The 19,557-nt window shown below is 50.1% G+C and carries 25 protein-coding genes; 21 read left to right on the top strand and 4 right to left on the bottom strand.

The features are described 5' to 3' along the window. The first annotated feature begins 59 nt into the window (after positions 1-59). From BN1969_RS11360 to BN1969_RS11410, 11 genes are all read left to right on the top strand, one after another. Positions 60-245, top strand: a complete 186-nt coding sequence (locus BN1969_RS11360; protein WP_147577073.1) for a hypothetical protein — start codon at positions 60-62, stop codon at positions 243-245. A gap of 80 nt (positions 246-325) precedes the next feature. Further along, the gene (locus tag BN1969_RS11365; protein WP_050624392.1) at positions 326-904 is read left to right on the top strand and encodes a hypothetical protein; all 579 of its coding nucleotides are present in this window, start codon (positions 326-328) and stop codon (positions 902-904) included. A gap of 330 nt (positions 905-1,234) precedes the next feature. Further along, positions 1,235-1,591, top strand: coding sequence for a hypothetical protein (locus BN1969_RS11375; protein WP_147577075.1), 357 nt, complete (start codon positions 1,235-1,237; stop codon positions 1,589-1,591). Between the two features lie 120 nt (positions 1,592-1,711). After that, on the top strand, positions 1,712-1,879 hold the full coding sequence (locus BN1969_RS17985; protein WP_154669734.1) for a hypothetical protein: 168 nt from the start codon (positions 1,712-1,714) through the stop codon (positions 1,877-1,879). Positions 1,880-1,947: 68 nt separating this feature from the next. Further along, on the top strand, positions 1,948-2,550 hold the full coding sequence (locus BN1969_RS11380; protein ID WP_050624395.1) for a hypothetical protein: 603 nt from the start codon (positions 1,948-1,950) through the stop codon (positions 2,548-2,550). Between the two features lie 241 nt (positions 2,551-2,791). After that, positions 2,792-3,253 carry a hypothetical protein gene (locus BN1969_RS17570; protein WP_050624396.1) on the top strand — a complete coding sequence of 154 codons (462 nt, stop codon included), beginning with the start codon at positions 2,792-2,794 and terminating at the stop codon, positions 3,251-3,253. Positions 3,254-3,323: 70 nt separating this feature from the next. Further along, the gene (locus BN1969_RS17990; protein WP_473206041.1) at positions 3,324-3,656 is read left to right on the top strand and encodes a hypothetical protein; all 333 of its coding nucleotides are present in this window, start codon (positions 3,324-3,326) and stop codon (positions 3,654-3,656) included. Between the two features lie 97 nt (positions 3,657-3,753). Further along, on the top strand, positions 3,754-4,557 hold the full coding sequence (locus tag BN1969_RS11395) for a DNA methyltransferase family protein (protein ID WP_050624398.1): 804 nt from the start codon (positions 3,754-3,756) through the stop codon (positions 4,555-4,557). Continuing rightward, positions 4,547-5,026: a DUF7768 domain-containing protein gene (locus tag BN1969_RS11400; RefSeq protein ID WP_050624399.1), complete on the top strand. Its 480-nt coding sequence runs from the start codon at positions 4,547-4,549 to the stop codon at positions 5,024-5,026. The genes BN1969_RS11395 and BN1969_RS11400 overlap by 11 nt, the downstream gene beginning before the upstream one ends. A 13-nt stretch (positions 5,027-5,039) precedes the next feature. Beyond that, a complete protein-coding gene (locus BN1969_RS11405; protein WP_050624400.1) occupies positions 5,040-5,843 on the top strand; it encodes a hypothetical protein in 804 nt (267 codons plus the stop codon). A gap of 241 nt (positions 5,844-6,084) precedes the next feature. Beyond that, positions 6,085-7,488, top strand: coding sequence for an HD domain-containing protein (locus BN1969_RS11410; RefSeq protein WP_050624401.1), 1,404 nt, complete (start codon positions 6,085-6,087; stop codon positions 7,486-7,488). Positions 7,489-7,573: 85 nt separating this feature from the next. On the opposite strand, the gene BN1969_RS11415 is transcribed toward BN1969_RS11410, so the two are convergent. The 4 genes from BN1969_RS11415 to BN1969_RS11430 form a co-directional block, all read right to left on the bottom strand. Continuing rightward, positions 7,574-9,616 carry an ATP-dependent DNA helicase gene (locus BN1969_RS11415; RefSeq protein ID WP_082203568.1) on the bottom strand — a complete coding sequence of 681 codons (2,043 nt, stop codon included), beginning with the start codon at positions 9,614-9,616 and terminating at the stop codon, positions 7,574-7,576. A 947-nt stretch (positions 9,617-10,563) separates the two neighbouring features. Beyond that, on the bottom strand, positions 10,564-11,400 hold the full coding sequence (locus BN1969_RS17995) for a hypothetical protein (RefSeq protein WP_147577077.1): 837 nt from the start codon (positions 11,398-11,400) through the stop codon (positions 10,564-10,566). A gap of 43 nt (positions 11,401-11,443) precedes the next feature. Next, on the bottom strand, positions 11,444-11,887 hold the full coding sequence (locus BN1969_RS11425) for a hypothetical protein (RefSeq protein WP_147577080.1): 444 nt from the start codon (positions 11,885-11,887) through the stop codon (positions 11,444-11,446). 94 nt (positions 11,888-11,981) lie between these two features. Further along, complete coding sequence (locus BN1969_RS11430; RefSeq protein ID WP_147577082.1) at positions 11,982-12,806, bottom strand: hypothetical protein; 825 nt, start codon at positions 12,804-12,806, stop codon at positions 11,982-11,984. Positions 12,807-13,129: 323 nt separating this feature from the next. On the opposite strand from BN1969_RS11430, the gene BN1969_RS11435 reads away from it, so the two are divergent. The 10 genes from BN1969_RS11435 (at position 13,130) to BN1969_RS11475 (ending at position 19,545) form a co-directional block, all read left to right on the top strand. Continuing rightward, positions 13,130-13,366, top strand: a complete 237-nt coding sequence (locus BN1969_RS11435) for a hypothetical protein (RefSeq protein ID WP_207642594.1) — start codon at positions 13,130-13,132, stop codon at positions 13,364-13,366. A gap of 159 nt (positions 13,367-13,525) precedes the next feature. Continuing rightward, positions 13,526-14,317, top strand: a complete 792-nt coding sequence (locus BN1969_RS11440; protein WP_050624407.1) for a YkgJ family cysteine cluster protein — start codon at positions 13,526-13,528, stop codon at positions 14,315-14,317. Between the two features lie 21 nt (positions 14,318-14,338). Beyond that, positions 14,339-15,172: a hypothetical protein gene (locus tag BN1969_RS11445; protein WP_147577084.1), complete on the top strand. Its 834-nt coding sequence runs from the start codon at positions 14,339-14,341 to the stop codon at positions 15,170-15,172. Positions 15,173-15,457: 285 nt separating this feature from the next. Continuing rightward, a complete protein-coding gene (locus BN1969_RS18635; RefSeq protein WP_228300522.1) occupies positions 15,458-15,619 on the top strand; it encodes a hypothetical protein in 162 nt (53 codons plus the stop codon). Positions 15,620-15,675: 56 nt separating this feature from the next. Further along, on the top strand, positions 15,676-16,236 hold the full coding sequence (locus BN1969_RS11450) for a hypothetical protein (protein ID WP_050624409.1): 561 nt from the start codon (positions 15,676-15,678) through the stop codon (positions 16,234-16,236). 14 nt (positions 16,237-16,250) lie between these two features. Continuing rightward, entirely contained in the window at positions 16,251-16,703 is a 453-nt protein-coding gene (locus tag BN1969_RS11455; RefSeq protein WP_050624410.1) for a hypothetical protein, read from the top strand. Between the two features lie 5 nt (positions 16,704-16,708). Beyond that, positions 16,709-17,551 (top strand): XF1762 family protein, encoded by an 843-nt coding sequence (locus tag BN1969_RS17580; RefSeq protein WP_050624411.1) that lies wholly within the window; start codon positions 16,709-16,711, stop codon positions 17,549-17,551. Between the two features lie 222 nt (positions 17,552-17,773). Further along, positions 17,774-18,334 (top strand): single-stranded DNA-binding protein, encoded by a 561-nt coding sequence (locus BN1969_RS11465; RefSeq protein ID WP_050624412.1) that lies wholly within the window; start codon positions 17,774-17,776, stop codon positions 18,332-18,334. 106 nt (positions 18,335-18,440) lie between these two features. After that, positions 18,441-18,836, top strand: a complete 396-nt coding sequence (locus BN1969_RS11470; RefSeq protein ID WP_050624413.1) for a hypothetical protein — start codon at positions 18,441-18,443, stop codon at positions 18,834-18,836. Continuing rightward, on the top strand, positions 18,802-19,545 hold the full coding sequence (locus BN1969_RS11475) for a hypothetical protein (RefSeq protein WP_050624414.1): 744 nt from the start codon (positions 18,802-18,804) through the stop codon (positions 19,543-19,545). Before BN1969_RS11470 ends, BN1969_RS11475 begins: the two co-directional genes overlap by 35 nt. Positions 19,546-19,557 lie beyond the last annotated feature (12 nt).

Genomic DNA, 19,557 nt, shown 5'->3' on the forward strand with positions numbered 1-19,557 from the left:
TGCAGCTGCGCGCCGACTATACGGAGTCTATCAGGAGGTGAGTAAGGATGCAGTACTGTATGACAATGGAGCAGACCAGGCGCATAGCCGTTTTCTTCGACTCAGACGATGATGAAGCGGCGATAGAAAAAGCCAATCAGATCTTGAAGGAAACACCATCTGAAGATTATGAATCTGGGGATAAAGAATATGATTATGCTCTTTGCAACGTGGATACCGAGAGGACCATCCTCGATTGGGATTAAAGAGTATGGACAAAGGAGCGGCGAAACCAAGCTGAACATGGCTGCAGCATAATGTTTACAATGTAGAAAGGATGGATCACATGAAGCGTGGAATCAGCGTTACCCGTGATTACGACTACCATAATACCCCATGTGTTGTCATCGCAAAAAAGCGTGGGAAACTGACGATCCCTGAGATTACTGATATCCTGCATTATGAAGACCAACAGCGATGGAATGGCCGTTATGCCCTTCTCCTCGACTGTACAGAGGTAACAATGGGAGGCAACGGTTGCATGGATATGATGGATGAACGGCCTGGAGATGCTGTGGTACTCTACGAACTGGAGGAGGGTGAGCCCTGCCCGGTATGTAACGCCTCATTGCCGCCGTTCCAATACTGCCCCACATGCGGCAGTGCGTGGGCGGAGAACGGAACGAATATTGAAACCCACTTAGCTGACATGCAGCAGGAGGCAAGCCGGAACATCAAAAATCCGGACGCTTCAGAGGCATCACGCTTGGCGTGGTACTGGTCGCACATCGGCTCTATTGACCTCGCCCGGCAGTTGGACCTCATTTCAGAAAAGCGCCGGCAGGAACTCTATGAAGAAATGCGGCCGCTCAAACCGGCCATAACAGTTCCTGTGGATACAGAAGGGGTGAACAGGCATGAATAAGTCCAATGAGATCATCCAGATCACCAGTTCCGTGCTGGAGCGGTATCGCAGTTCCATCCCCCGAAAGGCATTTGCCGAGGCGATGGAGCGTGTCATTGAGTTAGTGCTGGGGCCGGGAGAATGTCCGGCAAAATCAGACTGTCCCGGGCTTGTTATACTCCGGGCACCGAACATGGATGCGGAGCATATGGCACAGCTGATCTGCGGTGCCTGTCCGCCGTTCCCGCTTGAGTCTGGCGATTTCACATGTGACAAGTACAATTGTAAATCGTGCTGGGAAGCCTGGCTGACAACTGGCAAACCTCCGCAAGAAGAAACGGAGGCCGTAGAGTGCAGCCATTCCAGAATACCGCTCTGCTTCGGCCATTGACCATCGAGGAATTACGGTTGGAGGATCCGGAGTGGGTGGATGATTACACCATTACCTTCTATATCCCCTGTTGGTTCCATGTGGATTCCGTTTTTGCAGGCATCCATGTGGAAACGGATCAAAATGATGACTACATCAACCTCTACTGCATTTACGACACCCGGGTACAGAGTGTCCGTCTGTCCATGATCTATGTCAATAACAGCGCAAAGAATGGGGAGCAGGACTTTGAACTTGAGGTGGAGATCGATGCGACAACTTCGGAACTCCTTCTGAATCAGGCTGTTGAATGGCTCCAGGCAGAAAAAGCGTATTGAGAACTCAGTTTTTGCCTGGACCACAGATGCAACCAGTGCTGTGCGGAGTATAGGGATATCTCCATGCTCCGCACAGCATTCAGGATATTCCGAATAACCAGATTTGGGAGAAATCAGACTATGTGCAACGAGAAAGCAAAGAAGATGAGGTATGTGCTTAAAATCGGCCAGCTGACCACCACCTACGACAACTTTGACGATTTTGTCGAGGCTCTCCGTGAGGAGGCCGAGGACCGCGAATTCAATCGGCATATCGACCTCTGCGTCAAAGTCACCAATTTATTGTAATGTTGGATAGGCGTTTTCTGCCATCGCAGAGGTATCCGTTGACAATGAAAAAAGGAGGGAAATCTTTTATGATTCTCAGCCCCAAATGGCAACAGACCTATGAAGAAGCTCTGCAGGCCATGAAAGATACTACTTACTCCCAATATTCCCTTGCGGATGTATCTACTCACCATCATACAGAGGAACTGTTAGAAGCCGCGCTCCGTAACAACCGGTGCAGTCTGCGCGATATTCCTGTGGAAAAACGCACATTGAGGCTTTGTCACGTTGCGCTTGAGTGTTGCCACTCGATAAATGTTCAGTACATTCCAAAGGAATATTTTGATTATAATTTTTCGTTAAAAGCGGCTAGTTACTGCCCCGCCACATTGAGTACGATTCTCTATTTCTTCCGCAATGGGCGGTGGAAGGAACCCTACACAGCAGAAGATATACGTATCATTGCAGAGGCAGCCTGTCCGGTTGGTCTTGGACAAGTCCGTCTCAACCAATTCCGCAATAAAGAACAAGAGTTGAATGGGCGCACATTCGAACGATATTGCTCTGACGAATACGGATTTGTGCATCGGGCTCATTCACATATCATCCGGCAGGCTTTGGAACTTTACCTCCACGATGCTGAAAATAAAAAGCATTTGACAACGGAGGCCCCTCTTGCAATCGGTGGATAATCCGGCTATAATAAAATTATATAGTATCCGTTGTTTACCACAGGTGAACATAGTAGCCGTGTTTCAAAACTCCCAGGGATCATGTGATCTTTGGGAGTTTTTTTGTTTTCGGCCATATATAGGCCGTCCATATGGATCAGGCCAATCAGGCACCAAGCGCATGGATCAAGAACAGATCCATGCGTTTGTTTTTATATAGTCCCAAGCAGAACACTGAAAAATTTATAGGAGATGTATTACAATGTTGAAAATGCCGAATGCACACAACGCGATGCGAGCTGTTCTTGAAAACCGTCGAATTACGCTGGAGTTGGCGCTCCGGCAACTGGCGCAAACGGTGGGCGGCCAGGCTCCTGATCAAGAGGAAATTGTCGCATTCTTTCATGATTTCATGGATGGGTACTGGGATGCCTTTGAAGAGGCGACTTCCCATGATTCCGATGATCTGAGAGAAATCGACAGACAGATCCTACAGCTGCAGAAAGAAATCTCTCGGGCTTTGGGGCCGGAACATCAGGATGTGCTCAGCCAGTATGAATGCCTTGCAAACAGCCGTATGACCAAGGAACTGGACCATGCTTTTTTAATTGGCTACCAGACCGCCATCAGGCTCCTTTTAATGGGTGTCCTACCATTTCCGGCTCTTGTGGCCGATAATAGCACGGGCGAAGAAAACGGGAGGTGCAACGACAATAAAACCTGATTGGATTATCCACTACATCCTCAGTGAGAGGCCGAGCAGCCATACGCATGGTCTCAACCGATACGGCAGTTTGGAACTGGAACTTAATTTGCCCGTAGTGCAGAAAAAAGCGGCCATGATACTCAATCTGGTGGGTATAGAGATTGCGGAAAAAGGAAAGCGATACCATTCTGGTGACCGGGAGGATGATGTGTTCACACTTCCGTGCTATCTGTTCGAAACAAGTCCCGCAGTGCCGGATGCTTACTTTAAGCGTGTGTTGCGGGTTCTGATCTGCGATCCGGACGGGAAATATCCCTGGGAGGATGGGTGTGATCCCGGCTACGCCGCGCAACTCAGCGGCGGCGAGAAACGGGAAATGGCACGGATATACCAGCAACGGTATTGCCAGATGCAGAACTGATAACGATGAGCAAACCGTATGTAATCCAACAAATGTATTTGGGGCTGGGCGTGTGATAGTGCATCCCAGTCCCGAGCCTTTTATTAGGGAGGAGTCCATGAATCATAATAAAGAATTTACCAGTCTACTCGCACAGACTGCCGAAATCACCCGCGGCAGGATCCACAGGCGTGAGGTCTATCGGGATTTTATCGACTACTGCGCATTAAACATTTCTGTTCAGACTGACCACGTACATCAGGAGCGGAAGACATCCTTGGACAAACTGCTGAAGCGGTATAAGGAAGAAGAACGGGCCGCGTTTGCACACACATTTCGGGAACTTGCTCACACTGTTGTAAGGAATGTGGAAGGTGGCATCTATGAGGATCTGCTGGGCTCGACTTACTGTGAGTTCGGCGCAGACAATCGCGCACTAAAGCAGGATTTCACTCCGCAGGATGTGGCAAGGCTGCTGGCGAAAATTACAACCATCGGCAACCATTATGAACTGCCCTCTGAGGGGTTCTTTACACTAAATGACCCTACCAGCGGTAGTGGGATATTGTTGCTTGCAGCGGTGGAAGAAGCAATAAGAAATGGGCTCAATCCATCCGAGCAGCTTGTCATTCAGGCATCTGATTGTGACATTGCCTGTGCGCAAATGACCTACATCCACCTTTCGCTCTATGGGATTCCCGCTGTTGTTGTCCAAGGGGATTGTATCTCCATGAAAGAATATAGCCGCTGGTACACGCCAGTCTATCTCTGGAGAAAATGGGTATGGCGTGCTCCAATGTCCTTTGGCACCAGAAGGAACCCAAGTGATGAACAACTCAAAATGTTGACGGAGCCGATGTATGCGCAATGCCGGAAACTGGATCAGTTTTTCAGGAAGGAGGTGAGCCAGCGTGGAGCATGAACTTGTTTTTTGGCTGGAAGTTTCCTTTCAGAACGGGCCACCGCGCATCGAGGCTGTCCAGGCCCGGGATAAACTTGACGCGCATAGGGCGGTTGCTCAAAAGTATGGGGCGCAGTATGCGGGATCTGGCATCCTGGGGAATACACCGCAGAGCAAATTGATCTATATCGCATCACCCTATGCCGGGGACATTGCGGGGAACACACGGTTTGCTATTCAGTGCTGCCAATTTGCCATCCAACGGGGTTATACGCCAGTCGCCCCCCATCTCATCTACCCGCAGATACTTGACGATACGATCCCAGAGCAGCGGGAACTGGGTCTCACATTAGGATATCACCTTTTGGCGGCCTGCAGCGAGATGTGGGTCTGCGGAGAGCGTATCAGCGACGGCATGGCAAAAGAAATCCACCATGCGGAGAGGCTGGGAATTAACATTCGGTATATCCGAAAAATTGAGGAAAGTTGAGGGGGAATAGGAAATGAGCAAGCGATTTGCAGAACAACATGGGACCCAAGGCGGACGCACCACCGGAGTGAATCGCTGTGCGTCTTCCGGCACAGAGCGCCAAGGTCAACTGGCCACGATCCGGGAGGTCCTGGAACTGCTCCGGAACGGCGGCGCAGACTTCACGGATCTGGAACCAATTCGGACACGGTATCGACAGCAGTTTGGCGATGAACGGTGTCAGGTCTGTCCTGTCTGCCATAATGGCTATCTGGGCGTTGTGTTCCTGCCCGTACAAGAGGGCACACTCTGTCTGCCGTATGACGCTGTTACCAGCGATATGATGGAGCAGTTTGTGCTGGATGAAGCGCATCTGCTGGACTGTGAGGAGTGCGGCCAACTCTTACAAGAACTGAACACCCAGTATGTTTCCCTCTCTACAGAACTAGAGACAATTCATGCAAAATTAAAGGGGGACACCTCGGGGAGGAAGGAAAAGAGTCATCTGGAGTCTGTTTCGGAAGAAGTAAATAAATATGTGTTTGAGGCAGGCCACTGTGTCTCTGTTCAGAGGCCAATCAACGACATAAGCAGAGAACAGGTACAGGCGATGGCAGAGGCGTATGAGACGCCAGTTTATCTTGGAACCTATGAGAGCGACCAACTGACTCCCTACACAGGCCAGCAGATCTGTAATTTCCAATACAACTTCTGCGTGCCTGTAGACAGCAAGGAGTTAAAATGCCGGCTCCGCTTCGGGATTCATAGCGCAATGGAATTCGAGGGTTTCTATCAGCTGCTGATATCCCTGGGCGGCCATATCTTATTTTGGCGGTAGAACAAATTGGGCGGTCCACCGAACATTCGGTGGGCCGCCTATCAGCGTACCGCAAAAGAGGTGTCCGTATAACTGAGAAGCACCGGAACATGGTTTGCGGCATTGTCGGTGACGGTTGGAAACCAACACCGGATAGTACGAAAGGGCGGTGCAGAGAACCGGTGAGCAAAGCTGCTTTAATACGAACCGCTGTCATGTTCGACGCGGAGGCATTTCTTTAGACTGAAAAAGGAGAGATACTGTGCAAAAATTAACGATCCTAAAAGAGGCACGAGGTGTTATGACTCGGTTCGAACCTTTGACAGAGGAATTCATTTCAGCACAGTCTGAGGATGGATTAACCTACTCAGAATTATCTGCTGTGCTTTCCTCCTATGGACTGGATATCAGGAAGGTGGTCCATGACCCAACAAGACAAATATTCAACACCTATTACGCAGACTACGATCAAGGCAAATATGCAGCTATTTTTCTGCAGCGTCAATACATCCAAGATACTGGGCAGGCAGAGTTGCGCGCCTTGACCAAGTATGGTGGGATCTGCCCTGAACTAGCAGTTGGAGAATGGAAGAGTTTTTATTTGAAATGCGTACCGATGGCCATGCTGATTTATGACTTTCAGCGGAGATACCGCAATATTCCTCGAGAGCAGGTGTTTTCCATCTGGCATGATATTTATAAGCGAATTGACTATGCGAATGATATGTGGCCGCCGGAGGTGTTGGAATATGTGTTTCAATACGCACCGCCCACTCCGCTGCCTCGGCCTGATGCAGACGGCCGTATCACAATCTACCGCGGCATGGGCACACAGTCTCTGCCGCCCGAGCGGGCGATCTCTTGGAGCAGCCACCCGGGAAATGCACTCTGGTTTGCCAATCGTTCTGGGCAGGGGACCCGCATTGCAGTAGCCCATGTCAAACCAGAACAGATTATCGCCTATTTTCCAGGGTATTCAATGGAAAATGAGGTAGTTGTTCTGCCGGGTACCATATCGGACTATGGGTATGAGGATATGATCCCTGCCGCAAAAGAGACTGTCCCTCAAATTCTGGCCCCAACACTGGCGGAGTTTCAGTATTATGGAAAGCAGGCACGGTTGCTGGGCTACCAAGAGGAGGCATTATTCCAAGTTCATGGCCTGAAGCATATCCTGCGGGTGCTGCTGCTCTCGCTTATTTACATTCACAATGCAGGGGATCCTTTGAGCGAGGCGGACCGGCAAATCCTGATTTATTTCAGCCTACTCCATGATATCGGACGGACAACGGATGACCGGGATGATAGACATGGGGAACAGTCCGTTGTTTTGACCAGCAAAAAGGGAATCCGCTTGCGTGGAATCCGGTTAAGCCGAAAAGAATACCGAATCGCGGAACTGGTGATCACCCACCACTGCCACGATGACATCACTGGTGTTGCGGCGATTATGTCTGAGCCTGGACTCTCACGTAAGGAGAAAGAGCGGGTGATTCACCTATACTACATCTGCAAGGATATGGATGGTTTGGATCGTGTTCGGTTCAATGGTTTGGACTATCGTATGCTGCGCACAGCGTATGCCAAGCGGCTACCGCTGGTCGCCGGCTGTCTGCTGGAAGAAGATATTCTGGCGGCGTTGGATATGGAGATACCAGAGTCGTAAATAGGAATAGCGCGGGGGTCCGAACAGGCCCCCCGCGCTATTTTTGCGTTCATTTGGTGCAAATACAAATGATTGCAAACCGGCCTCAATCGCATACCGTATGATAAAAGGCTTCGATCTCTTGGAGATCAGTGGTGCGGCGATGGATAGGCAGCGAGTTCCAAGTAATATCGTGGTATCGCTCCGGCTGGGTGTCCCTGAGACGGCTGTCGATGATGGACACGATCCCGGTGTCGCTGAAATTACGGATCAGTCTGCCGATTCCCTGCTTGAGTTTAATAATCATTTCTGGAACCCGGACATCCATCATGGCGTCCTTGGCAATGGAGGCCTTATACTCAATAATAGGATCGGGTACCGGGAATGGCAGGCGGAAGATGACAAGATTGGATAGACTCTTGCCCTCAATGCTGATTCCCTCCCAATAGGCCCCAGTCCCCAGAAGGACAGAATTAACATCATTTCGGAACGCCTGCAGAACACGTTCTTGGGAGGCGCCGTTTTGCTGAATGAGAATTTTGTATGGAAGATTTCTGCTTTGAAGCGCTGCATAGACTTCTTCCATATCCGTCTTGGCGGTAAACAGCACCAGAGCCTTCCCCTGAGATATATTAAGGACCTGAATAAGCCGCTCAACACCCTTCTCAATGAACGCCTCATGATCCCGCGTTGGGTGGGGCAGATCATCGCAGAAATAGATCATGGCATGCTCATCATAGGGGTAAGGAGAAGGATGGGGCTCAGACAAGATACCAGTTCGGCCCACAGGAAATCCGGTGTTGTGCAGGAAGTAGGCGTATTGATTTTCTAATGGCCCGCCTACTGCTGAAGTCAGTGTGGCAGAGGTCAGGATGACTCGGATTTTACTGCTGAAATAGAGTTTTTTCAGAATGTCTTTGGTGTTTTTGGGGCAGAAAGACAAATCCGTGGTCTGGCCTCGGCGTTCCAGCCACAATAACTGCCTGTCAAAATCTGACGCCAGTTCTTTGAATGACTGTGCAGCGGCGTCCAACTCGTCGGCGCCAGATGAACTGTCACCTCTGCGATAATCCCTGCTGCCAAAGACCTGGACGGAACTGGACAATTTTTGCAGTTGCCTGGAAACTGCTCGGATTAAGTCAACTGCACCATCCTCATCGCGGAAAAAGAAACGGTCGGCATATTTCATGTCACGGGCCGGCTGCGTAATCTGCATACGCATCTGCGAGTTCAAGTTGCTATAAAGGGCACGAACGGAACGGACCACATCATCCGCGTCCTCAAGGATAAATTCCCGCTCCTCGCCTCGAACTGATTTTACTGCGGAATTGATTGCGTGGATCAACTGGCGCTCCCCAAACCGCTCTGTGGTTGCGCTTCGCACCTTATCCTCCAGATTGTGGGCCTCGTCAACCACCACAAACTGAACCAGATCGCTTAGCAGGCCACCTTGGTCACGGCTCCGCTTGAATAGGTGCGCCGTCAACAAATCCTGATTGCACAGGATAATACCATTTGTAAATTTCAGTTCGTCACGGAGTCTGGCATATTGACACTGCGATGAGAACGGGCAACCAAGACAGGCACGGCGGCTGTATCGTACAATATTGATTTTCTCCCAGACATTGGCTGGGATCGGGGGAGAGAAAGCGCGACGGTCTTGGCAGCCCTCAACAATCTTCTGTTTCAGCCGAGCAAACTGCTGGCCTTCCGGGGAAGCAAAATAATCGTTGGCCCGCAGTTGACAGACATAGTGTGTTTGGCCTTTGGCCAAAAGCACATCGGGTGTGACATTGAGCATAGGACTAAGCCTCTTTATGTCATCCATCAACTGTTCCTGCAGTGCGATTGTAGATGTGGCAATGATAACTGGGAGGCCTGTTTTCTTATTATATAGAAGCAAAGGAACCAGGTACGCGAATGACTTCCCAATCCCTACACCAGCTTCAACTGCGAAGTGGTAATTTCCGCGGACGGCGTCCAAAATTGCAAACGCCATATCCTGCTGGCCTTCCCGGGCTTCCAGTCCATATTTATCTGGAGCCTCATCCCAGAAAAAAGCTGACACGAATTCACTGATTTCGTAGATAATAGAGTCCCATTTCTGCTTTTGATTCTCATTTGTACGGAAGATAGAAAGATAACTCACAGGCAGGTTTCCTCTCTGCGCCCAATTGACATGAAACTATTATAGCACAATTTGAAAAGAATGAAAGTGGCGATTCTCTTTAGGCGTTGCAGACAGAGACGGGCATCCTTGGCAAAATTCGCCATCCAATGATGCAAATATGCTTGCTGCATGGCGACATAAAAAGAGCGGGGGCCGACTGGCACCCCGCTTAGCAATTTAGGCCGATGCAATGTAAATGCAGAATTCCGGTCACAATACCCGTATCACAAATTTTATTGGGACCCGTCGTGAGTGTTTTTGGGCTTGTTGAATCGCGTACATCTACAGTGACCGTATGGGTCACTGGTCCTAAGCCAGTAACTATCGACTTGGACAATGCGGCCGCAATTCCGACACAAGCACTTCCACCGGACATCGTGGCTTCGAATGTGCGGATTTGTCACACGCCCGATGACAAGGAGATACCCAAATTCCTGACCAGTCAGGTCATACTTGACTGGAGACTGAGAGCAACCGCAGGACTTTGTTTTCCCATTGCGAAGGCTGGAAGATAAAACAGAAACCGTATTACCACACTTACATTGGCAAATCCATTTTATGCGGCTGCCGGGTGCCGTTTCATCCCTGCGTAGCACTTTCAGGCGTCCAAAAGTTTGACCTGTCAGATCAATCAGGGAGGGGGAGAGCTGGTGTTTGAGACAGCCACATGACCTTGTGCCGTTAGGCCGCATGAGGCGGGTGGATGATACAGTTGTCAAATTACCACACGCACATTGGCACAGCCACATTGGGCGTCCGGCCTTCTGATCTTCTACTCTTTTGATAACTGTCAATTTCCCGAATGTTTGGCCGGTAAGATCCTTGAATTTTCCCATGGTTCTACCTCTTCGTTCGTAGAATGGAATGTGGATATAGATGAGAGGCGCAGACTTGATTCGGTATCTATGCCACAGAGATCTGGCGGGTCATAGAGATTCTGCATGATTATCACCCTGGTTATAACTGCCGTAATAGACAGTGTCTTCCTCTGTGGAGCAATAGACGCCGATGCACAATTCCTGCCCCAGTTCTTTTTCAGGATTGTGTTCAACGAAGCAGACTCGCTCGTTTTCACCATCTGCTTGCACGAGGTCAATGTTGATGCAGGGGTATTCGTCCTCAGAGCATATTTTGACCTGGAGTACAGTGCCATTTGGCATGATAAGAGTGTCTGCGGGGGTCTTGGTTGTTTCCGCTACCGGCTCAAACGCAACCGGGATAAAACTGGCGGCAGAACAAAGGAAAAATTGGTTTTCCAACTGTACTACGTCGCCCACGGACAGACTGCGGCTGGTCATCGGATTTGGGCGGTCATCTCGGTTATAGAGACAATAGAACTGCTCTAAGATATAGGATGTGCGCAATTGAGGCTCCTTGGGTAGCATACCGCGGATCTCAATCTCTCCGCTGAACACAGGCATATAATACTGTGACGGGACAGGACCAGAGAAGGGCTGCTCACAGTCATACATCTTTATAAGTAGCCCGTGCTCGTGCAGAGAAGCAAACGGTGCCTGGAAAAGCGCGATTTGAACATGCTCCACTGATTCAGAAATGTCACCAGCCTGGCCCGCGCTATATGGAAATTCAGGCGTAGAACAACCAGTTTCCTGCCGCTCAGCCAAGCAACTGCGACAGATATCGCCACCGATAAAATCACTGGATGCCTGATAATGACCAGATCCCTCAGGATGCTCCCAGGTTAGCATAGCACCACAGATTTTGCAAAATACAATGTTTGGGCCTTTTGTGATGTTTTCCATTATAAATCAAACCTCCAATTTTGATTGTGCGCATGTATTTTCGTCAGTTATCGCTGTTTTTGCAAGCATATTCGTTTTTTCGCGCACGGGCCGTATCCCAATAAGGCAGATATTTCACACCGTTCAGCGTCAAATAGAAGCAGTTGCTGGTAAGACCATCGTCGATCTCTACAATTTCCCCTATTTTGACCATGACCCCCAAAAGTTCAGATGCACCTTTTCGCTTCGCCATGGAAAAGAATGCTGAAGGAGTCAAGTTTACTGTCCCAGATAACCGCACGGCGTACTGGTACCCGTCGGGAGGCGATTTGCGTTTGAGTAGGGTATGCAAGTACCATGTGTTTGCGTCCTTGAAATCATAAACACGAAATTCACATGGCTTTTTTAGTTTTGGACACCAATTTGGCGGGTAGATTTTGGGATCTTTTTTCTTAAACATACGGTATTTCTTTCCGGCTGTGCAATACTGCTGACCAAACTGCAGCACGATATACCCTTCCTGACGGGGTTCGCCCTTGAGATAAGTCAACCGATGCGGGCACCTTGAACAGCGGAATCTCTGAATCCCTTTTACACCCATATTAGACACCGCCTTTATTGTCTTTCTGCTTTTCAGAAGGACCGGAGGTGCCATGATTGCATTCCGGCGTTGGAAAAGGAACTCCTACAGCGAGTTTTTTCGTGTCATAGAGGTAGATGGGCTGGATCACCCAGTCCCAATTACCCGCAGAACCAGCATTGAGCCAGGCAGAGGATCGGGAGGCTTCAAACTCGTTGCTGCTGATTTGACCGTTGCCGTTATCAAAGGCGGCCAGCACATCGTCATACTCCAAGCGGCCATGGGTACATAAGTCCTGCAACATGGACTCAATGGCCTGCCGCTGGGTTGGATAAAGAGACGGCTGTAAGAATTCCCGGTCACTGACACATTGCAGCTGATAAAAGATCAGGCAGCTCTCGCCGGGGACCCAACCATTCGGCTGACGCATATAGTGTTCCAGTCTGACATGGGGATCTTTGCCGTTCAGGCATGTACCAAAGATGGAGAAACCGAGGCGGTTGGGCAGGAAGGCTTTGTTATTGCTGCTGACCGCGTAGGTGCGGTCGAGTTGTGTATAACTGGGATTTTCGAACGGACCAAAGTCAGAGAACGTGATCAGCCCATCCAGATGATATCGTGGATGATTTGCCTCATGTGCGGAAAAAATCTGCGCCAAGTCGAGATATTTCATGGTACCAGTCCTTTCGTTTTTAGATGATCCGAGGCTTTTATAATGAACGGGCCTTGCGGCCCGGAGCAAAGGGAATGCTTCCGAGCCGGAAGCAAATCTATATAAAAAAGTGAGCAGGGATAGGGATATCCCGCTCACTTTGTTGCCGGTGTTGGCAAAAAACAAAAATGCCATCGCCCCCAGGGTGATGGCATGGATGAAACACGGTGTACTTTGCCATATGGCACAGATACTGATATTTATAATATAACGCATTCAAGCACAAAAAGCAATCCTCGCTCGATATGGAGAGGTAATCGGATAAGGCTTGCATTTCATCTTGTGGTCAGGTATAATAATGCCATAAAGTATCCGTTGACTGTATCTACAGTCATCAGTAGTCGTGTTTCAAAGCGCCTAAAGGCAGACTTGCCTTTGGGCGCTTTTTTATATATGGGCCTTCGGGCCACAAGGAGGGGGGCCGAGGTGCGTCCCTCTTTTCATTTCTTGAGAGGGGGGTGAATGATTTGGAAACTGAGCCGAACGCAGTGAAAGGCAAAAAGCAGTCAGATAAAACTATCTTTGTCGTGGTCGAAGACGGGCGTATCCAAGAAGTATACGCCTGTGCATCCTTGGCCGGTGTCGAGGTTGAGATTCTGGACAAGGATGATGCCAAGGTATCTGAAGATGCCGCATGGCGCTCCACGCTCCAGCGCATCGCTGAGGTAGCGGAGCAATACACACAAATCTATTGATGAGGGATCAGGGAAAGCCTGCACAGAACAGGAGTTCCTACAGATGTTGGCTGATGCCGGTATCGAAGCCCGAACAGTCGGGGACCATACAGAGCACAATCATTGCGGGAGTATCCGAGTAGCGGATGCTCCCGCAGTCTATTAGTAAGGAGAATGGCTATGGATATCAGAGCATTGTTGGAGCAGGGCAGTTCGCTGGAAGAATTGGAGCAGTCTCTATTGGATTTGGACTCGGAATTTGACTTCAAATGCCGCCATTGCGGCAAGTGTTGTAAAAACCAAGATACCGTTTTGTTTACTGCCCGGGATATCTACAATATCGCAAAGAAACTTGGTAAGACCACAGAGCATGTCATCCAGGAGTGCGGAGAGGTATCGATTGGATATTCGTCCCGGATTCCGCTGGTCCATATGGTGCCAATTGGCCTGCAACGTCGTTGTCCATTGCTACGGGATGATGGACGCTGCAGTGTCCATGACTGCAAGCCTACAGCCTGCGCACTGTTTCCTGTAGGGCGTGTCGCATCCATTGAAGGTGTTCTGGACAAAAACATGGAGGTCACAAAAGATTGCGTCAAGGTTCGCTATGTGCTCAATGACTTTAATTGTGGGTCAGCAAAAAGGCATAACACAATCCGCAGTTGGTTGGCTAGGTTTCAGATACCGGAAGAGGATGATTTTTTCCTTGAATGGACAGTAGTAACCGCAAATCTAAGTGTGATGGTGAATAAAATGGAAAATCTCCATTTTCCATCGAGAACGCTTGAGATGGTGTGGAACATCATCTTTAGCCTTCTTTATGTTAACTATGATACGGGAAAAGAGTTTATGCCCCAGTTTGAATCGGCGGCGGAACAGCTCAACGCACTGTGCAGAAAATTTTGGAGTTTGGAAGCAGAAGAAACTGAGGACAGTTCCATCGACAAACCGAAAATGCCGGATTTATTATAAAATGGAAACGAGTGATCTGATATGGAGAATGACAGCAAAACCATGTCCGCAGATAATTGGGGTCAAATCATTCGAAAAGATGCAAGAGGTTGCTTTGTGGAGATCAAAAATGACTGTTTCCATCTGGAAAAAGTCCATCTGCAATTTGTATCCTATGATACGTCACTGCCGAAAGGTAGCCGATACACCAGTAATATCAATATCTACATTGATGTGCCAGAATTTCTCGCATTGACTCAGGAGGCTGCCTCCGGCACCCTGCATATGCGGATGCAGCAATATAAGCAGGAAAAAAAGCAGGAGCCGCTATATGAACATCTGGGCGGCACCTCGGCAAAACAGCTGGCCAAGTACGGCAAACCTCGGTCAGACGGGAAGAGCCTGTCCCGGGTCGTAAAACTGACGATCTCAAGCAAGTCCGACTACTTTCTCACTGCGGATAGCGGACCAGGGGAGGAGAACAAAACCGGACTGATTGTCCCCAAGTTTGGGGCAAACCCTGAACAGCATGTTTCTGTGATCCTCAGTTGGCGCCAGCTCAACGAACTACTGCTGACCACGGCGGAGCACTACCGCGCCTGGCTCTCTGCCAAATACACTGCGGAGTGGGGGGCAATCCATGGGCCACGGATCAATGAGCGAGAGAAAAAGTCGTCTGGACGGTCAAAAGCACAGGCACCGCCGCAGCCAGCACAAGACTCTGCATCGAGGAAACCACCGGAGCAGCCGGTGCCGCCGGCACAGCCACCTCAGTCGGTACAGCCAGCACGGCAAGTAGGATTTGCGAGTGTATTTGGCAGTATTTATGGCAGTGGAACTGGCAAGTCTGGCGCGGGTGACAGGCGGATGTTTTGATGTTATAATCATAATATCTACTCCTATGTTAAGCGACGGACAGCGATTACGCTGGAAATCAAATTGGAAGAAGGAGTCGGTATTATGAAATTCTGTCCCTATTGCGGCGCTTCCCTTGTAGGAGGCGCCGCCTCTTTTTGCGCCGAGTGCGGTAAACAAATCCCAGTACATGGGGCAAAAAGCACATCCATGCCTCCGCTTCGGAAACATCGCTCTATAGGAGCAGAAAAGCGGCAGGGCTCCCACCCCGCATCGAAGCACCCACCGAAACGGAAAAAGAACCCTATGGATATCAACTACGATGGGTACTATAACGATGTCAAGCCCATTGACGCTGGACAGCAAAGAGACCGTTTGGATCCGGAGTTGATTAAGAAGGTCATCTTATTGGTGGCAGGGGCGCTTGGAGTCATCCTGCTGGCCATTGCATTTATGGCACTGTTGTAAAAAGGACCCCACTCTTGTGTAATAGGGCAAATGCAAATAAAGATGGGGTGAATAACATGATGTACTTATCCAAGGGATTAGCCGTTCAGAAATCAACCGAAGAATTTCGAGTGTCCCACTGCGGAAAAGTTTTTGCTTTGGGGCCGGAGATGGCGAGACTATGGACAAATGCCCAGCAGGCACCCAAGGAGGTGCCTGCCGGGAAAGAGAACTACATCCGGAGATTGGAGCAGTCCGGCTTGGCCGGCACCACGAAGGAGCGGGGGGATCTGGCACATTACCGGCTCCTGTCCGGCTGTATTATCTGTCCGGAACTCGATTCGGATACCAAACCAGTACAGACGGGTTATGACGGTCGCATTTGGACTTGGATTGAACAGGCAGGACTGCGGCTGACCGCCAGCGAATTGATCCGGCTGGAGGAGCAGGGCACAAAGCCGGTGCCTGCGCTGCTGGGAGAACAGGGCCGCCAGGAACTCACTGAGCAAATCTATTCTTCTAAAGAGTTGATCTGGGATGGAACGCTTGAATCAGAGATGGAACGGTCCCCGGCACGGGACGCCCTTGTGATGTCGTTGCTCCGTCTCCTGCGCATGGGCAGGCTTTTTTTAGTGTAGAGGAGGAAATGGGCGTGAAACAGGATGCTTGTAATATCCCACTTGCACTTCAGCACCAGATGCTGATACAGGCGGCGCTTTCTGTGCTGGCACTTGTGTTGGCTGCCCTGGCGATGCTTTTCTTTTCCATAACAGTCTCCGTACCGTTCCTGTTGTGTGCGGTTTTACTGGCATTCAGTGCCTTCCGACTTTATAACATCGGGCGACGCGGGCAGTATCTTGTGCTCGAAGGCACGGTGTTGAAGTTAGAGCGTACGCCGTTGCGTCTGCGGCCTAAGGCGATGTTGATGGAAGTCGAGGGGAAAGCTCTGCTGGTCGTACTTCGCAACCGGCATATCTCAGTGCGAGAGGGAGATGCACTAACTCTTTATATTGCAGATACCGCGCCGCTTTATGAGTGGCGTGGTATCCATCGGCTGCATTCCTATCTGGCCGTTGTGCCAGCGATACGGGGAAAGGTGACGTAACAGGTATGATCTATCATATCTTCAACTACCGCATCCAGGGGAAGTGGTACCGGGATAGCGCCACCTATTCAGAAGCACAGTTTGAGCGGATCATGGAGGCATTGGACTGGAAACTGCCGGTCCATATGCAGATATACCACTATGGGAGTCCTGACCGAAAATACTACGATCTGACGAATGCGATAGTAGTCAAGCGGCCGGTTCTTTCTCTTGATCCAATGGCTTTAGCGGTTTCTCCACAGGAAAAACGTACTTCTGTATATGATAAGCAGCGGGAAATCAGTTGGCCGGTGGTTCACAGGCTGGGGCGTTTTCTGATTTGCCAGCCTGACGATGATTGGCCAAGGTTTTGCTATGCCGATGGAGATCGGTTCAGTCTGATTACCCCGATGGATATTACTCCGGTGTCTATCAAGGAAGCGATGGAATTTGTTCGCCAGAACCATCGCCACTGTTCCGCCCCGCAAGGGCATAAATTTTCCATCGGCCTAGTTGCCGGCGACGGAGCGAGAATTGGCGTTGCCATTGCCAGTATTCCAAAGGCAAGAGCGCTAAACGATGGACGTACATTAGAGTTGAATCGAATATGTTGTGACCCTGTGTACCGCCACGCCGCCAGCAAACTCTGCGCAGCTACCATTCGTGTAGGGAAGGAGATGGGATACCATCGGTTTGTGACCTATACGCTGCCGCAGGAATCAGGAAGCAGTTTGCGGGCAGTCGGGTTCCTGCGGGATGGGCTCACATCGGCCCGGCCATTGGGGTGGAATTGCCGTAACCGCCCGCGGCGAACTCCTGAAAAGTATCCCACAGGCGTGAAGATTCGATGGATTCTGGAAACAGGATAGAGGAACATGCGCGGGAGAATATTGACCTTTACTATTTGCCGTGATATAATCAAGTCAATAGTAACCGTGTTTTCGTTGAGAAATCAAAGTTCCCGTGTTGCACAGTGCCAGATAGCGCGATTGCGCTGTTTGGCACTTTTTTGTTTTCTACCCGTAAAACACGGGTTTGAAATAAAATCGTTTGAATGCAGGGCATGACCTGCGGAAAGGAGAAAAAACACCATGATGAAGATCTTTATTTCAGATGCCGTTGTGTCCAAAGGATATGACGGCGCACCGGCGATCCGCTTCTTCAATAGCGAGAACGGCGGCGAGTTTGCTGTTTTCCAAGTCGGAAACCGCAAATATGATAGCCGTGAGGAGAACAATCACCGGTGGGTCAACCTGAAGATCAAGGCTTTTGGTGAGATCTGTGAACGCATCAAAAAGATGAAACTCAAAGAAGGATCGGTCGTCACAATATTTGGTGACTATGACGAGGAGCGCTGGACAGACAAGGAAAGCAAGGAAAAACGCTCCAGTCCGGTTATCAATTTGGATGACATCCAGTATTCCTACAGTGGAAGCGGCCAGAAAAAAGGGCAGAACGGCGGAGCGCAGGATGGAACCGGACAAGGCACGCAGCAGGACTACCCAACTGGGCAGTCCCAGTCGTCATCCTATCCTGCAACTGGACAGTCTCAACCGCCGGCGGCCCCTCCTGCTTCGTCTGGTGCCATGCCTCAAGGCTTTACGGGCTACGAGAGTTTCAGTGGCGGGAACAATCCCTATTTCCCAGGCTGAGTATGCAACTGGCAGAGCCAATAAAATATAACTATAAGCGTCAAAGAGCGCACATGAAGTCGGAACCATCCACTCCATGTGCGCTCTTTTTTGCATTTTAGGAGGGGTGGGGCTGAATAACCGGTTATTTCGGAAGAAAAGCGCAAAGAGCAAAGCCAAGAAACTGGAGATGGTTCTGCGCCGGCTGACCCGCGGTACAATGACTGTGGAGCAGACACGGCAGCTGCAGTCCGTTCTGGGATACAGACGGCAGTATCAGATGCAGGTATGCTCCTCTAAACAGACTTTCAGGAGTGCGGTAGCTCCATCTCAAGACGTTGAGGAGAAAAAGATGGTTCTTACACTCTTGGATGGCAAAGAGACCACTGAAAATGCGCTGCTGGCAACACTCGTCTGTCGGCAAGTCCTAGGGAAGATAGAGAGCACGGTATATTTCTATCTGCCAAAACAGAAGGAGGTAATGCGGGATGACCCGCGAGCAAAAGAAGCAAAAGAGAAATGAGGTGCTGACGATCATGGGGCTGATGGCGCTGCTGGTATTTACCACCCGGCTGTGGCCGATTCTGCTGTTGATGATGATCGGCGTATTTGCCTATGCGCTATGGCTGCTGTTCCATCTGGAAAAGCAACCCGAACCGCCATCGCCGCTGCTTTTGGGGCTGCCTGCACCAGTTTCGGAGGAAACGGTACTGGCCGACGCATTTTCGCTACTGCAGAGGCGGATCACTGAGCAGATCGTTGCCCGGTACCCTGACGCCAAATGGATTTGGGCGGCAGCAGATGCCCGGGAGCGTTTTGAAAAGGGCGGAGAACTGATTATCCTGCTCAACCGCGCCGGAGGCTATCGAATGGCAATGGTTCTGGTAAACCACTTGCAGTTTTGCGGCCTTGACTATACGGCAGCGGAGCAAACGCCACCGCCTGTACCTGAGGCAGAACTGGAATCAGAGGAGGATGATGCGCCGAAGCCACGGCAGGAAACTGTAGATTATGGACTCTTAGCATTTGAATGGGTGGACGCAAATCTGCAAAATCTGAATGCACAGTGCAATGAGGTAATTGCGCAAGGCAAAGACACCTTCCGCATTTTTGCCAGCCAACTGCCCCACGGTGATAGTTGGCCGCTCATCTGCAAGGAATTGCTGCGCAACGGATTTGCCTCAGCTGAGCCTCTGGCGGATGGCATTCAGGTACAAATCAAAATAAAATAAGGAGCGTGATCT

This window comes from Clostridium phoceensis (genome assembly GCF_001244495.1).
Lineage (GTDB): Bacteria > Bacillota > Clostridia > Oscillospirales > Oscillospiraceae > Lawsonibacter > Lawsonibacter asaccharolyticus.

Coding starts and splice junctions, on each gene's coding strand:
- BN1969_RS11360 (WP_147577073.1), top strand. CDS start 60: ATGACAATGGAGCAGACCAGGCGCATAGCCGTTTTCTTCGACTCAGAC.
- BN1969_RS11365 (WP_050624392.1), top strand. CDS start 326: ATGAAGCGTGGAATCAGCGTTACCCGTGATTACGACTACCATAATACC.
- BN1969_RS17985 (WP_154669734.1), top strand. CDS start 1,712: ATGTGCAACGAGAAAGCAAAGAAGATGAGGTATGTGCTTAAAATCGGC.
- BN1969_RS11380 (WP_050624395.1), top strand. CDS start 1,948: ATGATTCTCAGCCCCAAATGGCAACAGACCTATGAAGAAGCTCTGCAG.
- BN1969_RS17570 (WP_050624396.1), top strand. CDS start 2,792: ATGTTGAAAATGCCGAATGCACACAACGCGATGCGAGCTGTTCTTGAA.
- BN1969_RS11395 (WP_050624398.1), top strand. CDS start 3,754: ATGAATCATAATAAAGAATTTACCAGTCTACTCGCACAGACTGCCGAA.
- BN1969_RS11405 (WP_050624400.1), top strand. CDS start 5,040: ATGAGCAAGCGATTTGCAGAACAACATGGGACCCAAGGCGGACGCACC.
- BN1969_RS17995 (WP_147577077.1), bottom strand. CDS start 11,400: ATGGAAAACATCACAAAAGGCCCAAACATTGTATTTTGCAAAATCTGT.
- BN1969_RS11430 (WP_147577082.1), bottom strand. CDS start 12,806: ATGGCATTTTTGTTTTTTGCCAACACCGGCAACAAAGTGAGCGGGATA.
- BN1969_RS11440 (WP_050624407.1), top strand. CDS start 13,526: ATGGATATCAGAGCATTGTTGGAGCAGGGCAGTTCGCTGGAAGAATTG.
- BN1969_RS11445 (WP_147577084.1), top strand. CDS start 14,339: ATGGAGAATGACAGCAAAACCATGTCCGCAGATAATTGGGGTCAAATC.
- BN1969_RS18635 (WP_228300522.1), top strand. CDS start 15,458: ATGGATATCAACTACGATGGGTACTATAACGATGTCAAGCCCATTGAC.
- BN1969_RS11450 (WP_050624409.1), top strand. CDS start 15,676: ATGATGTACTTATCCAAGGGATTAGCCGTTCAGAAATCAACCGAAGAA.
- BN1969_RS17580 (WP_050624411.1), top strand. CDS start 16,709: ATGATCTATCATATCTTCAACTACCGCATCCAGGGGAAGTGGTACCGG.
- BN1969_RS11465 (WP_050624412.1), top strand. CDS start 17,774: ATGATGAAGATCTTTATTTCAGATGCCGTTGTGTCCAAAGGATATGAC.
- BN1969_RS11475 (WP_050624414.1), top strand. CDS start 18,802: ATGACCCGCGAGCAAAAGAAGCAAAAGAGAAATGAGGTGCTGACGATC.